We start from the raw sequence: 15,599 nt of genomic DNA on the forward strand, positions 1-15,599 counted from the left end.
GTCCATCGGCGTGGTTGCCCGTAGTCTGCGGAAAGCGCTTTCTACAGTGCTTCCGAAACCAATGAGGAGGACGGATGTCAACGAGGAGATACGCCCGGCTCGCAGCAGTGCCGATGGTGGTGGCGCTGGGGCTCGCGGCCTGTAGCGATGATGGCGGCGGCGGATCGGAGGACGGTGGGGATGACCCGATCGTCATCGGGATCTCGCTGCCACTGAGCGGTGATTTCGCCGAACCCGGTCAGGGTGTGCAACGCGGGTATGAGACGTGGGCCCATGTGATCAACGAGAACGGCGGATTGCTGGGGCGCCAGGTCGAGCTGGAGATCCTGGACGACGCCTCGGACGCGGCCCGGGTGGTCTCCGACTACGAGGCGCTGATCGCCCAGCAGGAGGTGGACCTGGTGTTCGGGCCGTTCTCCACGCGCCTCGTGGTCCCGGCCTCACGGGTGGCGAACGAGTACGGCATGCTCTTCGTCGAGCCGGCGGCCGCAGCCGCCGAGGTGTTCGAGAACGGGTTCGACAACATCTTCTACGCCGCGCCCGCGATCGCCCCCGATCATTACAACAACCTGGTCGACCACATCCTGGCAATGCCCGAGGACGAGCGGCCCCAGACGATGGCGGTCGCTGCGATGGACGATCCGTTCGCACAGGGCACCGCGTACGGCTTGCGCGACCAGCTCGCCGAGGCCGGCGTGGAGGTCGTGGTCGACGAGGTGTATCCGCCGAACCAGACCGACTTCAATGCCATCGCAGCGGCGATCGCGGATGCGGACCCCGATCTGGTGGTGGGTGGCACCCAGTACCAGGATGCCGTCAACCTGATCCTGGCGCTGCAGCAGCTCAACTACCAGCCGCGGATGGCGGCCTTCTCCACGGCCCCGACCAACCCGGAGTTCGTTGAGGCGATCGGTGGCAGCGTGGAGGGAATCATCTCCCCGACCGGGTATGACAACAACGCCCCGTGGCCCTCGAACGAGGCGTTCGTGGCAGCCCACGAGGAGGTGCACGGTGAACGCCCCCAGGAAGATGAGGCGAATGCGTACACGACCGGTCAGGTCGTGGCCGCAGCCGTGGAGGCAGTCGGCTGTGCAGAGCAGGGTGAGTGCCAGCAGGAACTGATCGAGTACCTGCGCACCGCCACCGTGGACACTGTGGTCGGCCCCCTGGCGTGGGATGAGGCAGGCCGCCCCAACGGTGCGCACATGATCCTGCAGTACGTTGACGGCGAGATCACCACCGTGCTTCCCAGCGATGTGGCCGAGGCCGAGCTCGTCTACCCGAAGCCGGAGTGGTGAGTGGTCACCGGAACGCTCCTCTTCCAGAGTCTCATCCTCGGGCTGCTGCTAGGAGGGCTGTACGCCCTCCTAGCAGCGGGCCTGACGTTGTACTTCGGCATCATGCGGGTGGTGATGCTGGCGCACGCATCATTCATCATCCTGGCCGGCTATATCGCGTGGCGGTTCAACGTCGTGACCGGCTTGGATCCGATGTTCTCGCTGATCATCAGCGTGCCGCTGTTCTTCCTGATCGGCTTCGCGATCCAGCGCTGGCTGATCTCGCGGCTGAAGCCGGCCACGATGACGATGATGTCCGTGCTGATCACCTTCGCGATCGCGCTCATCATCGAAGGTCTGCTCGGCATGGTGTACACGGGCACCCAGCGGCGCATCAACCTGCCCTACGCCGCCTCGAACTTCAACTTCTTCGGCGCGGCGATACCGGTGGTGCAGATCGTCTCTTTCGTGCTCGCCGGTCTCAGCCTCGGGGCGTTGTACCTGCTGCTGAAGAAGTCGCGGTTCGGCCGTGCGCTACGGGCCACCATCCAGCATCGGGAGGCCGCCCAACTGCTGGGTATCGACACTGACAAAGTGGCCGGGTTCGGATTCGGCCTGGGCTTGGCCACGGCGGCAGTGGGCGGTACCGCCTTGGCGCTGCAGGCCACGATCTACCCCTCGCTGCACTGGCACTGGATCGGACCGCTGATGGCGATCATCGTCGTCGGTGGACTTGGTTCCGTGCCGGGCGCAGCGATTGCTGCACTGCTACTCGGGGTGCTGCGGATCATGCTCGAGATTCCGCTCGGACCCACGTGGGCGCAGACCATCTTCTATGTTGCGCTGTTCGCGACCTTGATGGTCCGGCCGCAAGGATTCTTTGGAGGCCGCCTTGCCCAGCGTTTCTGAAACCACGCCCCGATTGCGCGCTCGCGCATTGCAGGCGAGCACCAGCCGCTGGCGCCCTGTGATCGCGATCGTGATCGCCCTCGCCGTGCTGGCGCTGTGGCCCACCATCGCTCCCAACCCGTACATGGTCAGCGCCGGCGTGGTGGTGCTCAACTATGCGGTGTTCGCGACCGCCTGGAACATCATGGGTGGATTCACCGGGTACATCTCGCTTGGGCATGCGGCGTTCTTCGGCCTCGGCGCCTATGGCACCGGCCTGCTGGTGATCCACACCGAGATGTACTTCCTGCTCGCTGCGGTACTGGCGATGGTGGCCACCGTGATCATCGCGCTCCCGGTCGGACTCGCTGCACTGCGAGTGCGGGGTGCGTCCTTCGTGATCGTGACGATCGCGTTGGTCCTGGTACTCCAGCTGGTGTTCCAGAGCTGGGGAGCCGTGACCGGCGGCTCGGACGGATTCGTGGTGCCCCGGCCGTTCCCGGACATGTTGCGGCCAGAGCATCATGAGACGTTCTTCTACCTGTTCCTCGGGTTGCTCGCGGTGACTATGGCGGTCTGGACGTTGATCGACCGGTCCCGTCTGGGTGCCGCCTTGAAGGGCGTGCGCGAAGACGAGGACAAGGCCGAGTCGCTCGGTTCGCCGACGATGCGGCTCAAACTCGTGGCGTTCCTCATCTCGGCGGCGTTCACCTCACTCGCCGGAGCCTTCTACGGTCTCTGGTTCGGCGATCTGGACCCGATCTTCCAGTTCGACATCGTGCTCGGCTCCACGGTGGTGCTGATGGCACTGCTCGGCGGGATCCGGTACCTGTTCGGCCCGTTGCTGGGTGCGCTGGTGATCGGAGCGGCGCTGGAGTACTTCGTGCTCAACTACGGCGACACCCAGTTCCACCTGATCGCCACCGGACTGTTGCTCGCGCTGGTGGTGCTGTTCCTGCCGGACGGGGTGTTGACCGGCGTGGCCCAGCTTCGTGCCCGGCTGCAGCCGCAGGCCGCCTCGATCCGCGAGGTCTCCGCAGAGGATCTGCGTGCCGAGCAGGACCGGAGCGATCCGGGTGCCCAGGAGAGCGACCGTGACGCACGAACGGAGGAAAGCCCGTGAACGCCAGCGCAACTGAGCCCCCCGCGGTTCTCGCCACGCACGAACTGAAGAAGTCCTTCGGTGGCGTGCATGCAGTTGACGGGGCCACCACACGGTTCTACGAAGGCAAGATCAACGGGCTCATCGGCCCCAATGGCTCCGGCAAGACCACGTTCTTCAACTGTGTCACCGGGATGATCCGGCCCGACTCGGGCACGATCAGCGTGCACGGGCAGAACGTGACCGGCTGGGCACCGCACCGCATCGCCCGCGCCGGACTGGGGCGAAGCTTCCAGCTGTGCCGGGTGTTCCCCCGCATGACGGTGCTGGAGAACATGCTGGTCGCGGTTCAACCCCGGACGCTGCGGGAGTACCTGGCCAACTCGCATCATCCTCAGACGGTCGACCGTGCGCGAGCGATGATGGCGCGGGTGGGCATCGATCACCTGGAGAATTCTGAGGCTCGAGACATCTCCTACGGCCAGCAGAAGCTGCTCGAGCTGGCTTCGACCCTGATGACCGACCCGCCGTTCGTGATGCTCGACGAGCCTGCCGGCGGGGTGAACCCGTCGCTGATCGAGCGGATCGCGGTGCTGGTGCGCGAGCTCAACGAGGAGGGCACCACGTTCCTCATCGTCGAGCACAACATGGAGCTGATCATGAGTCTGTGCCATCACATCGTGGTGTTCGACCGAGGCCAACCGATCGCCACCGGCACTCCCGATGTGGTGCGTTCCGACCCGCGAGTCCTGGAGGCATACCTTGGCGTCTGATGTGGTTCTCGAGCTGGTGGACATCGAGGCGGGGTACGGCAAGGCCGCACTGGTGCTTCGCGGTCTCTCGATCCAGGTCCGCCGTCAGGAGGTGGTCTGCCTCGTCGGGCCGAACGGTGCCGGTAAGTCAACCGTCCTGAAGGTTGCCAGTGGGATGCTGCGGCCCCGTTCGGGGCAGGTGGTGCTCAACGGCACCGATGTGACCGGACAAGGGCCACAACAGCTGCTGCGCGGTGGCCTGTCCCACGTCCTCCAGGGGCACTCGGTGTTCAAGGAGATGACGGTCGAGGAGAACATCCGCCTCGGCGGCTTCTCCTTGCCCGACCAGTCGGTGATGGCTGAGCGGATCGAATTCGTCCAGTCGGTGTTCCCCGTGGTCGCGCAGCGCTGGACCGATACGGCCGGACTGCTCTCCGGCGGTCAGCAGAAGCAGGTCGAGTTCGGCCGCGCCATGATCGTGCAACCCGACGTCGTCCTGCTCGATGAACCCTCGATGGGACTCGATCCCAAACGGACCGCGACGATCTTCGAGGAGGTCGACCGGATGCGTCAGAACGGGGTCGCGGTGCTGATCGTGGAGCAGAACGCTCGCCGTGCGCTGGAGATGGCGGACATCGGCTGCGTGCTCGACCTCGGACGGGTGTTCGCCACCGGCCCCGCGGCGGACCTGCTCGCAGATCCGAAGCTCAGCGACCTCTATCTCGGTGGGCGTCCATCGGCCTGACCGTGACCCTGTCGATCGTCGCTCGTGCGGCCCCACATGGCAGATGCGCAGCAGCCTTCCGGGCGGGAGCATGACCCGCGACCGCACGCTGATGGCCGTCGCCTTCGCAGTGACGGCCCTCGGTGTCTCCAGCGTCTCGCTCCTGGCTCCGGTCCTGCCTGAGCTCGCCGACCGCTACCAGGTGGGCGTGCAGCAACTGGCCTACTTTCAGATGGCGGTGATGCTGCCCGGGATCGTGACCGGTGTGCTGGCGGCCCGGTTGGCCCGGGCCTTAGGCAAGAGGTTCGCGCTCGTCGCCTGCCTGGCGGTGTTCGGTGCGGCCGGGGTGAGCCTGGTATTGGTGACGTCGTTTCCGCTGGCGGTGGCATTGCGACTCGTTCAAGGGGTCGGCGGTGGCGGACTCGTGGCGTTGTCGTTCCTCCTCGCAGGGTCGGTGGCACCGGAGCGACGGGTCCGCGCCGTGGGCTACAACGCTGCCGTAGTCAGCATCACGATGGTGCTGGCCCCACTCGTCGGATCCACGTTGGGCGGGTACAGCAGCCTGGCGCCGTTCGCCTGGTACGGCCTGGCGCTCCCAGCGGCAGTGGTGGTGTGGCGGGTGCTGCCGGGGGCCGCCGCGTCCGCTACGCCAGAGGCCACGCCGACGGCGTCCCCGGCCAGCCGTCGCGCGCCGTCGGCCGAGGTGGTGGGCATCCTCGCGATGACTGTGGCGCTGAACGTGCTGGTCTTCGGATGGTTCCTGTTGCTCACCCCACTGTTGCTGGACGCCAACGGCGTCGACCTGACCTGGCGGGGGTGGGCGCTGGCGGTGCAGTCCGCGCTGGCGACTGTTGCCACCTTTGCCACCGGCCGGTGGCGGGCACGGGAGCGCTACGCGGTGCTCATGACCCTCGGCTGGGGTATCGGATTCGTGTTCGTTGCCGGTGCCGGCCTGGCCCCCGGCGGGCTCGGTATCGCGGCGCTCATCGGTGCGGGGATCTGCTACGGGATTCTCAACCCGGTGCTGGCCGCGCGGATCGCGGTGGTCGATCGCGGACATTGGTTCGGTTGGTGGCAGAGCTGTGCGCGAACTGGCCAGGTGCTCGGGCCGGTCGTGGCGGGGTGGCTGATCGTCGGGCTACCGATCTCGGCGGTATTCGTTGTGGGCGGAACGCTCAGTGCTGTGGTCGCAGTGGTGGTGGCCGTCCGCGCTGTGCGGCGTTGATCGGACTCCGATGCTTGCTCCACACCTGGCGAGGCGAGATCCATTACCCCACCGGCAGCGTCTCCACCTCGGCGCTGGGCGGCGCCACGTCCACGCTCCCGTCCTCGTGGAACGTCACCTCCGAGAGCCACAGCTGCCGGCCCACGGACTCATCACCCACGGCGTCCGGTGACCAGGCGTGGTAGATCATCCACACTCGCCCGTCCACCTCGATGAGCGTGTTGTGCCCCGGCCCCGCAGCCACGTCATTGCTCGCCAGCACCGGATCGGGATCCTTTGTGAACGGCCCGGTCGGGCTGTCGGAGGTGGCGTGACCCACGGCGTAGGACTCATTCGCATAGGAGTTCGCCGAGTAGAACAGGTGGTACGTGCCCTCGTGCTCCCACACGTAGGGCGCCTCGACGAGCTCGCCCTCCCAGGCCTGGTCGGCGCCGATCAGGTCGACCGGTTCGCCGGCCAGGGACATCCCGTCCTCGGCGAGCGGGGCCACCCGGATGAAGGACTCCACCCCGATGTGGTTGCCGTCGTTCTTCCAGTACAGGTAGGCGGTCCCGTCGGGGGCGATGAAGGGGGAGGCGTCGATCGAGCCGCCCTCGTCGGTCTCGCAGATCATCGGTTCGCTCGCATCGTCGGTATACGGGCCGGCTACCGCATCGGCCACCGCCACCGAGATGCACTGATGGTTCAGGCCCGGCGCCGGCAGTGTGTAGTACAGACGGAATGTGCCATCCGGCCAGGCGATCGCCTCCGGTGCCCACGTCTTGCCCGAGGTGCTCCAGGACGGCAGCTGGGGGAGTGCGTCCCGGCCCTGGCGCCAGTGCACCAGATCCTCGCTGACCATGGTCTGCACGTTCATCGCGTTGCCGTTCGTGGCGAATGCGACGAAACCGTCCCCATCGGCCAGTACATCCGGGTCCGGGAAGTTCGTCGGCGCCACGGGATTGCTGAAACCGGTCATGGTCTGCTCCTCGTTCGTTGGTGGATCCTCACTCTCTGATGGCGCACATGCCAGCAGCGTTGCAGCCACCGTGAGGCCCACGCACGCCCCGGCCAGGGCGCGCAGCCTACGGCGGGAGGGGCCGCCGTCGGCGATCATCCCTTCACCCCCGATGCGGCGACCCCATCGATCACATAGCGCTGCACGAAGACATACAACAGCAGCACCGGCAGTGACGCGATCACGGCTCCGGCCATCACCACCGGGTAGTCGATTGTGTACGCACCCTGAAGCTTCGACAGGCCCACCGGCAGGGTCAGGTTGGCATCGGAGAAGAGCACGAAGATCGGCCAGATGAAGTCATTCCAGTTCGCCAGGAAGCTGATCACCAGCAACGTGACCATCGCGGGGCGGGTATTGGGCAGCACGATCGACCAGAATGTGCGCAGCGGTCCAGCGCCATCGATGCGGGCGCTCTCCTCGAACTCCTTGGGTAGCCGCAGGAAGAACTGCCGCATGAAGAACACCCCGAACGCGCCCGCCGCACCGGGCACGATCACCGCCAGCAGCGTGTCCAGCCAGCCGATCGTGTCCAAGGTGATGAAGTTCGGCATCAGGAAGATGAATCCGGGCACGAACATGGTGGACAGCACCACCCCGAACAGCACGTTCTTGCCGGGAAACTCCATCCGCGCGAAGGCATACCCGGCCATCGAGGCCACCGTCACCACCAGCACCGCGTGCGCGGCGGCCGAGATCATCGAGTTCGCGAACCACTGCAGGATCGGATTGTCAGCGGCCGCGAACAGCACCTCATAGGCCCGCCAGGTGAACACCTCCGGCCACAGTGTGGGCGGGGAGGTCTGGGACTCGGCCGTGGTCTTCAGCGAGGTGAGCGCCATCGCCACCAACGGCCCGATGATCACCATCGAGAGCAGCACCAGCACGATCCACAACAGCGGGTTCCGGGCAGCGCGATGCATCATCGGGCCACCCCCCGAACGCCCTTGCGTAGGGCGCGGCGCTCGCGTGCCTGGTCCCGATCCCGGGTGGCGAGAAACGTCAAGATGGAGATGATCCCGAGGAAGAACGCGAGCACATAACTTTGTGCCGCGGCCTGACCCATCTGAAAGCGGCTCAGGCCCAGTTCGGTGATCACCATCAGCGCCGTCTGTGTGCTCTGGGAGGGCCCGCCCTGAGTGATCAGATAGGACTGACCGAACATGTTCGCGCTGGCCAGGATCGTGGTGACCGCCACGAACACGAACACCGGTTGAATTCCGGGGATGGTGATGTGCCGGAAGCGCTGCAGAGCGTTGGCCCCATCGAGTGCGGCCGCCTCGTAATGGTCGGGCGGGATGTCGCCGAGCCCGGCCAGGTAGATGATCGCGTTGAAGCCCATCGTCCACCACACCGTCACCGCCACCAGCGCGATCCACGCCCACGGCTGGGACGTGGTCCAGGAGATGTCGGTGCCGAGGATCGCGTTCACCAGGCCGAAGTTGCCATCGAGCAGGTACCGCCACATCAGACCGATCACCGCCACGCCGAGCACATACGGGGCGAAGAACACGGCCCGGAAGAACGTGCGCCCCGGGAACTTCATGTGCAGCAGCATCGCCACACCCAGTGGGATGGACAGCAGGAACGGCACACTCACCACGGTGAAGAGCGCGGTGTTGGTCATCCCGTTCCAGAAGTCGCCGAAGGCCACTGAATCCGGGTCGAGCAGGTTGGCGTAGTTCCCGAAACCCACGAAGGGGCGGTGATCGAGCAGGTAATCCCAGTCGTGCGCGCTGATCCACAGCCCGAACACGGCCGGGACCGCCACGAACGCCGTGAACAGCAGCAGATACGGCGCCAGAAAGAGGAAGGGAGTGAGCGGCGACCCATGTTGGGTTGATCGCCGCGTCGTACGGCGGGTGCTCATGCGCCGTATCGCTCGGCGTTCTCTTCGAGGATCTGCGTGGCCCGGCCGGCAGCATCGGAGAGGGCGGTCTGCGGGTCCTTGCCTTCGAGGACTGCCTCGTTCAGGGCCTTGTCGAATTCGGCCATGCAGTCCGAAATCCCCGGCACCGTGGGCGGGAAGTGCAGATCATCGATCTGACTGGCCAGCGTGGCCTGCTCAGTGAGCGCCTCGAACTCGGCCGATTCACGTACCTCGTTGCGCGCCGGCACCTGCCCGGCCTCGGCCCACTCCAGCGACTGCTGGGAGATCCAGTTCAGGAACACCCGCGAGGCGGTGGCCTTGTTCTCGTCCTCGCTGCGCTGCACAGGCAGCACGAACTGGTGCGAACCTGCCCACACGCCCGGCTGGGAGCCGATCACGGGCAACGGCGCAACGCCCCACTCGATGTCGCTCTGCTTGAGGTCGTTGATCTGCCAGATGCCGTTCCAGTTGAATGCGGCGCTGCCGTTCTTCAGGGCGACGTATTCGGCATCCTGATCCACATTGTCGGGGGAGTAGCCCTCGCTGATCAGCGAGACCCACCAGCTGAGTGCGTCCACCCCGGCCTGATCGTCCCAGACCACCGCGGTACCGTCCTCGTTGAACAGCGAACCGCCGAACTGGTAGGTGAGTGACTGCACGCTCAGGCCACCGGTGAACGGGAACGGGCTCGCCCAGTGCCCTTGAATGCCAGCGCCCTTGAGGGTGTCCAGGGCGCTCATGTAGTCGTCCAGGGTCGACGGCGGAGCTTCCGGATCGAGGCCCGCATCAGCCATCACGGTCTTGTTGTAGTAGAAGCCGAGCGGGTGCACGTCCAGCGGGATGGCGAAACGTTGCCCGTCGTAGATGCCGGCTGCCCATGGCACCGGTGCGAAGTCGCCTTCCTGCAGGTTCAGTGCGGCGGCCACGTCGTCCAGCGGCTGGATCACGTTGCGGGCAGCGTTCGTGGCCACTGAGTCCACATGCATGATGCCGATATCCGGGCCATTCCCGGAGGAGACCGCAGAGGGGAGGCGGGAGTAGTAATCGGCCCACTGCATGGTGGACATGGTCACGGCGATGTTCTCGTGTTCCGTGTTGAACCGGTCCACCAGGTCGAGCATCATCGGTCCATCGCCACCGGTGAAGCCGTTCCAGAACGCCAGCTCCACGTTCGGGCCGTCGTAGCCGGACGCGCCGCCATCACCGGCAGGCGCGGAGGGTTCGTCCCGCGGGGAAGAGCCACCGGAGCAGGCGGAAAGCCCGACGGCGCCGGCTGCAGCGAGGCCGAGCAGCACACCGCGGCGGGTGGGTGAGAACTGCGGAAGTGATGCGCTCATCGTTGAGTCCTTTGAGGTCGAGATGCCATTTACGACGGTTGACCCGGGATGGTCGAGAGCGACGTTACAACGGTTGACCTAGCGTGTCCAGATTTGTGTGATCGTGTGTGAACATGTGGCGCAATCACGGTGCCGGTGCGCATACGATGTGGCCATGGTGGTGCGGCTGAAGGAGGTGGCGGAGCGTGCTGGTGTGTCGATGAAGACCGCCTCCAACGTGATCAACCACCACCCCCACGTGCGCCCGGTGACTCGCGCGAAGGTGCAGGCGGCGATCGACGAACTCGGGTATCGGCCGAACCTGGCGGCACGTCAGCTCAAACATGGCCGGGGCGGATTTCTCGCTCTCGCCGTACCGCAACTGGATTCGCCGTACTTCGCCGAACTGGCTGAACGGCTCTCGGCCGAGGCGAACCGGCGGGGCTACCTCCTCCTGCTTGATATGACACACGCTGACCATGACGGTGAACGGCTGGTGCTGGCAGGGATGCAGGCGCACATGATCGACGGCGTCATCTTCTCCCCGCTGGCCGTCACCGCCGAGGAGGTCGCCGCCCGCACTGACACCAGGCCGCTGGTGCTGCTCGGCGAACGGGGGATTCCTGCCGATCACGACTATGTGGCAGTCGATTCCTACGGTGCCTCACGTGGTGTGGCCGAGCACCTGATCCAGATCGGCCGGCGCCGGCTCGCCGCCGTCGGGCGAGAAGCGCTGGAGGGCACGGCATCGGCCCGGTTGGGCGGATTCACGGCAGCGATCGACGAGGCCGGAATAGAACTGCTGCCCGAGCACGTGATCGACGTGACCGGGTATACCCGCGAGGACGGGGCTGCCGCGATGCGGACTCTGCTGGCTGGGCCTACCCGGCCGGATGCCGTCTTCTGCTTCAACGACCTGATGGCCATTGGTGCGATTCGAGCGTGCCACCAGGCGGGTGTACGGGTACCCGAAGACGTCGCGATCGTCGGTTTCGATGACATCCCCGAGGGTCGGTTCCATACGCCGTCGTTGACGACGGTAGCGCCGGACCTGGACGCGCTGGTCGACCAGGTGCTCACCCTGCTGCTGGCCCGCATCGCTGACCGCCAGCGCGAGGCCGAACAGGTCAAGGTGTCATGGCAGCTGCAGGTGCGGGAATCGACCGTGGGGAACGGCTGAGCAGGAACATGCTCACGCCGTACGCGCGAGCGGTACGGGCGCGCGAGTATGTAGCTCGAGACCTAGGTGCTGGACGCTATTCGGCCGCCGGCAACCGCTCCACCACAGCCGCCCACAGTTCGTGCTCGGGACTGGTCGCCGCGAAATGGTCGGCGTCCTCGACCACCACATACTCAATCTCCGCTCCCACAGTGCGCGCGAGTCCCACATAGTCGGCCACGTAGGGCTCGGGCACGATCGTGTCGGCACCACCCTGCACGATCAGTTGGGGCACTGAGCCCCGGAGGCGTTCAGCGGGAGAGGCGGCTGCGTAGCCGTCCGGGTCCTGGTCGGGTGCAGCGCCCATGAAGTCGGTCACTGCCGTTCCACCGAGATCCGCCGTCGCAGCAGCGGCGAGATCGGCAACAGGCGCCTGGCCGACCACGAGGGTCGGGGTGATCACAGCATCGGCGCGAGTGCCGGCCCACAGGCTCAGGTGGCCACCGGCGGAGTGGCCCACCACCGTCACATTTGAGAGGTCGAGCGGATGATCGCCGGCGAGCGCGTCGAGATGATCGACCGCAGCACCGACGTCCTCCAGGGTGCCCGGATATCCGCCGCCCGGTTCACCGACTCTGCGGTACTCGATGTTCCACGCGATATAGCCGCGCTCGGTCAGGTCGGCCGCGAGCGGCTCCATCAGGTCGAGCCCGTACCCGGACTGCCAGAAACCCCCATGGATGAGCACCACCACCGGCCGCACCTGGCCTGCGTCGATATTGCCGGGCACGCTGAGGTCGCCGAACTGCTGCGGGGCCGAGCCATACTGGATTCTCGTCGTGATCGCCTCACTACGTTCCGGGGAGTCGATGGTGCACCCCGCGATCGCGATGGCAATGAGCACCGCCGCACTACCCGCTCGTCGCCGCATCGCCACAGCGTAGAGCCACCAATCGGGCGTGGCCTGCCAGGGCAGAGGGCCGCACTCACGCACGGGGTGCGGCGGAACCTCGCCGCCGCACCCGTGGCGCTCAGAATTGCGGAACCTCGATCTGGCGCCCGCCTTGCATGGCCGACTCGTGCGCACGAAGACCCACGCTTGTCCAGTTCGCTGCGGTGTGCACATCCACCGATGGCTCGCGGCCCTCCACGATGCTGCGGACGAACTCATGCGCAAGATGCGGGTGGGAACCTCCGTGACCACCTCCCTGGGCGAAGGAGAGGTGCCCGTTCTCGGCGTCGTAGACACCGCGGGTGGTGAAGGGCTGGATCTCCTGCGGCAGCAGGTGAGCGTAGTCGGGCACGGTGATGCGCTCAGCCTCCTCCCCATGGAAGAGAACCGGCTGACCACCCTCGGTTTGTGTCCACTCGAAGGAGATCTGCGAGCCGTAGACGTCGAAGCTCTCCACATACTCACGCGCCGTGGAGAACAGGGACCTCGACACCTCCGCCGTCAGGTCACTGCCCGCCAATGTGATGTGCGCGGACTCCACCGCGAACGGTGACCCGTACCGGCCCTGCAGACTCTCCGGGATCACCCCCGAACCCACGCAGGAGACGGTCTCGGCCCGCTTCCCGGCCAGGGCCAACAGCGGGGAGACCGCGTGGGTGGCGTAGTGCATCGGCGGCAGACCCTCCCAGTAGTCGGGCCACCCGGTCATGTCTTGATGGTGGGCGCCCCGCAGGAACTGCAGCCGGCCGAGCTGACCCGTCTCCAGCAGGTGCTTCACGTGCAGGAACTCCCGCGAGTACACGACCGTCTCCATCATCATGTAGGTCCGGCCGCTGGCACGGGCTGCAGCGACGATGCGCGCACAGTCCTCGATGGAGGTGGCCATCGGTACAGTGCACGCCACGTGTTTATCTGCCTCCAGCGCCGCCACGCTCTGGTCGGCGTGCAGCGGGATGGGCGTGTTGATGTGCACCGCATCGATGTCCGGATCTGTCAGCAGCTCCTCGTAGGAGGTGTACCGCCGCTCGATACCGAAGCGGTCCCCGATTGCATCGAGGTTGCCGCGATCGCGCTGGCAGATCGCCACAAGCTCGGCGTCCGGATGAGCCTGGTAGATAGGCACGAACTCGGCCCCGAACCCGAGCCCCACCAGGGCCACATTCACCGTCATGATCATCCCTCCTGTGTGCTGACTGTTCCCGGCCGGCTCACCCGAGACGTCCGGAGAGCGCGGTCAGGCCCCCATCGACGGCGAGGCAGGCGCCCGTGATGTAGGAGGCGTGGTCGCTGGCCAGGAAGGCGATCGCGTAGGCGATCTCCTCGGGGCGTCCCTGACGACGCTGGATGCCGGGACCGCCCTCGTGCGGGGTCATCACAGCCAGGTCGATCTCCCTGCCCGCTTCGGCGGCGCGGTTCTTGTGGAAGTCAGTCAGCGTGGGCCCGGGGAGGATGGCATTTACCCGGACCCCAGCGTCGGCGTGGTCGCACGCCATCGAGCGGGTTAGGGCCAGTACCCCGGCCTTGGTGGCGTCGTACTGAGCCATTCCTGCCCGCCCGGTGATGGCATTAGCGGATGAGACGCTCACGACCGAACCAGGACGACCCGCCATTAGCGGGATGATGTGCTTGCAGGTCAGACCCACACCGATGAGGTTGACGTCGGTGATCCACCGCCAGGAGTCGACGGTGGCCTCGGTGACGGGCCCCCAGACCCGCGCTGCGGCGTTGTTGACCAGGACGTCCACGCCGCCGAAGCGGGAGGCGCACAGTCCCGCGAGCGCGATGTTGGCCTCCTCCGAGGCGATGTCGAGCTGGATCGACGCCGCATCCGGGGCTCCGAGTGTGATGGCCTCCTTGCTCGCCTCCTCCGCGAGCTCCCCGTCGAGATCGGCGACCACCACGGTGGCTCCCTCGGCGGCCAGGATGTTGACGGTCTGCCGGCCGATGCCGGCACCGCCGCCGGTGACGACAGCGACCTTGTTCGTGAAACGCATGGTTCTCCTTGTGTTCGGGTAGGGGTCAGGCGAGGAGTGAGGCGGCCTGGTCGAAGAAGCTGTCGACCGCGCTCGGGATGTCGGTCTGCTCGAAGCGCAGCTCCTCAGCGGTGCGGGAGAGCAACTGGTAGACCTCTCGACCAGCACGAGGTGTGAGCGAGTCCATCGGATCGCCGATCTCGGTGATGAGCGCCAGGTAGTCCGACGGGGTCAGGAGGCCGTCCTCGCCGGCATCCTCCTGCACCAGCTCAGCCGAGCTGGGGCTCGGCGGCACGCCCCGGGAGTTCCCGATCACCTCGACGGCCTCGGGGTCGTTGATCCAGAACTGCATGAACCGAGCGCACTCCATCGGGTAGGCCGTCCCGGCCCATGCCGACATGAACAGATTCGGGCGGACGAAGTTGGCCCGCTTGCTCCCGCCGTCTGTGTCAGGCATTGGCAGCGCCTGAATCTGTGAGGGCGTCAGGGCCCTCACACCGGTGAGTTCGCTGCTGGTGGTGAAGTACAGCGGAGCGACGCCGGTGATGATCGGGCTGTTCTCGTGACCGGTGTCCTCGGCGGACACATTCGGCGGGACGCAGGCGCCACTGGCGCGCATGTCGGCCCACCACTGCCAGAACTCGCGCAGGTCGTCCTTGCTGAAGCCCACCGTGGTGGGGGAGGCCTCCGTGTCGAAGAAGCTCAGTCCACGGCCACGAACCCACGGTTCGAAGACCTCGTACATCCCGCTGCCGTCCTTGATGCCCCACAGTTCCCCACCGGAGGCCTCGCGGATGCTGTGCGCGAGCTCGGAGACGTCGTCCCAGGTCCACGCGCCGTCGGGAATCTCCAGACCGAACTCCTGGATCACGTCCCGGTCGGCGAGAATCGTGAAGGCGTCGGTGCTCATCGGCACCCCGGCGCGGATACCGTCGATGATCCCGTAGTTCTGCAGATCGCTGTTCCAGTCGCTGATGTCGATGGGGTCGCCGATGAATTCCTCGAGATCGAGCAGCGCGCCACGCTCGGCGTAGTCGACGAGCATCTGGTTCGACATCTGGAAGGCGTCCGCACCGTTGTCACCAGCGATCTGGGTGGCCATCCGGTCCCAGAAGTCGTCCCAGGAGGCATTCTCCGGGGTGATGGTGACGTTCTCGTGGCGGCTGTTGTAAAGCTCGATCGCTTCGTTGGTGGTGCGGTTCATCTCCTCGTGGCCCCACCAGGCGAACCGCATGTCCTTGGGGGCGTCGTCGTCCTCGACACCGTTGCTACCTCCACCTTGACCGCAGGCGGTGGTGGTGCCGAGGGCAGCCGCGCCGAGAGCGAGGCTGGAGGTACGCAGGAAGTTCCTTCTGCTGACCATG

Annotated in this window: 15 protein-coding genes; 7 read left to right on the forward strand and 8 right to left on the reverse strand. The window is 66.2% G+C overall.

Going from position 1 to position 15,599, the window contains the following annotated elements; translation table 11 throughout:
- Positions 1-74: 74 nt before the first annotated feature.
- From LQF10_RS07745 to LQF10_RS07770, 6 genes are all read left to right on the forward strand, one after another.
- Complete coding sequence (locus LQF10_RS07745; protein WP_231066902.1) at positions 75-1,298, forward strand: amino acid ABC transporter substrate-binding protein; 1,224 nt, start codon at positions 75-77, stop codon at positions 1,296-1,298.
- The gene (locus LQF10_RS07750; protein WP_231066903.1) at positions 1,299-2,186 is read left to right on the forward strand and encodes a branched-chain amino acid ABC transporter permease; all 888 of its coding nucleotides are present in this window, start codon (positions 1,299-1,301) and stop codon (positions 2,184-2,186) included.
- The gene (locus tag LQF10_RS07755) at positions 2,170-3,288 is read left to right on the forward strand and encodes a branched-chain amino acid ABC transporter permease (protein WP_231066904.1); all 1,119 of its coding nucleotides are present in this window, start codon (positions 2,170-2,172) and stop codon (positions 3,286-3,288) included. Before LQF10_RS07750 ends, LQF10_RS07755 begins: the two co-directional genes overlap by 17 nt.
- Positions 3,285-4,040: an ABC transporter ATP-binding protein gene (locus LQF10_RS07760; RefSeq protein ID WP_231066905.1), complete on the forward strand. Its 756-nt coding sequence runs from the start codon at positions 3,285-3,287 to the stop codon at positions 4,038-4,040. The genes LQF10_RS07755 and LQF10_RS07760 overlap by 4 nt, the downstream gene beginning before the upstream one ends.
- Positions 4,030-4,764: an ABC transporter ATP-binding protein gene (locus LQF10_RS07765; RefSeq protein ID WP_231066906.1), complete on the forward strand. Its 735-nt coding sequence runs from the start codon at positions 4,030-4,032 to the stop codon at positions 4,762-4,764. The genes LQF10_RS07760 and LQF10_RS07765 overlap by 11 nt, the downstream gene beginning before the upstream one ends.
- 70 nt (positions 4,765-4,834) lie before the next feature.
- Positions 4,835-5,968, forward strand: coding sequence for an MFS transporter (locus tag LQF10_RS07770; protein ID WP_231066907.1), 1,134 nt, complete (start codon positions 4,835-4,837; stop codon positions 5,966-5,968).
- A gap of 43 nt (positions 5,969-6,011) precedes the next feature.
- Here the strand turns inward: LQF10_RS07770 and LQF10_RS07775 are convergent, their stop codons facing one another.
- The 4 genes from LQF10_RS07775 to LQF10_RS07790 form a co-directional block, all read right to left on the reverse strand.
- A complete protein-coding gene (locus LQF10_RS07775; RefSeq protein ID WP_231066908.1) occupies positions 6,012-6,926 on the reverse strand; it encodes a glycoside hydrolase family 43 protein in 915 nt (304 codons plus the stop codon).
- A 134-nt stretch (positions 6,927-7,060) separates the two neighbouring features.
- Complete coding sequence (locus tag LQF10_RS07780; protein ID WP_231066909.1) at positions 7,061-7,891, reverse strand: carbohydrate ABC transporter permease; 831 nt, start codon at positions 7,889-7,891, stop codon at positions 7,061-7,063.
- Positions 7,888-8,835 (reverse strand): carbohydrate ABC transporter permease, encoded by a 948-nt coding sequence (locus LQF10_RS07785; RefSeq protein ID WP_231066910.1) that lies wholly within the window; start codon positions 8,833-8,835, stop codon positions 7,888-7,890. The genes LQF10_RS07780 and LQF10_RS07785 overlap by 4 nt, the downstream gene beginning before the upstream one ends.
- The gene (locus LQF10_RS07790) at positions 8,832-10,172 is read right to left on the reverse strand and encodes an ABC transporter substrate-binding protein (RefSeq protein ID WP_231066911.1); all 1,341 of its coding nucleotides are present in this window, start codon (positions 10,170-10,172) and stop codon (positions 8,832-8,834) included. Before LQF10_RS07790 ends, LQF10_RS07785 begins: the two co-directional genes overlap by 4 nt.
- A 154-nt stretch (positions 10,173-10,326) precedes the next feature.
- Here LQF10_RS07790 and LQF10_RS07795 point away from each other — a divergent pair, with 154 nt between their 5' ends.
- Complete coding sequence (locus tag LQF10_RS07795) at positions 10,327-11,331, forward strand: LacI family DNA-binding transcriptional regulator (protein ID WP_231066912.1); 1,005 nt, start codon at positions 10,327-10,329, stop codon at positions 11,329-11,331.
- A gap of 76 nt (positions 11,332-11,407) precedes the next feature.
- On the opposite strand, the gene LQF10_RS07800 is transcribed toward LQF10_RS07795, so the two are convergent.
- From LQF10_RS07800 to LQF10_RS07815, 4 genes are all read right to left on the reverse strand, one after another.
- On the reverse strand, positions 11,408-12,241 hold the full coding sequence (locus tag LQF10_RS07800; protein WP_231066913.1) for an alpha/beta hydrolase: 834 nt from the start codon (positions 12,239-12,241) through the stop codon (positions 11,408-11,410).
- Positions 12,242-12,341: 100 nt separating this feature from the next.
- Positions 12,342-13,433: a Gfo/Idh/MocA family protein gene (locus LQF10_RS07805; RefSeq protein WP_231066914.1), complete on the reverse strand. Its 1,092-nt coding sequence runs from the start codon at positions 13,431-13,433 to the stop codon at positions 12,342-12,344.
- Between the two features lie 37 nt (positions 13,434-13,470).
- Positions 13,471-14,256, reverse strand: coding sequence for an SDR family NAD(P)-dependent oxidoreductase (locus tag LQF10_RS07810; protein WP_231066915.1), 786 nt, complete (start codon positions 14,254-14,256; stop codon positions 13,471-13,473).
- Between the two features lie 25 nt (positions 14,257-14,281).
- A complete protein-coding gene (locus LQF10_RS07815; RefSeq protein WP_231066916.1) occupies positions 14,282-15,598 on the reverse strand; it encodes an ABC transporter substrate-binding protein in 1,317 nt (438 codons plus the stop codon).
- Position 15,599 lies beyond the last annotated feature (1 nt).

This window comes from Ruania halotolerans, assembly GCF_021049285.1.
GTDB lineage: Bacteria > Actinomycetota > Actinomycetes > Actinomycetales > Beutenbergiaceae > Ruania > Ruania halotolerans.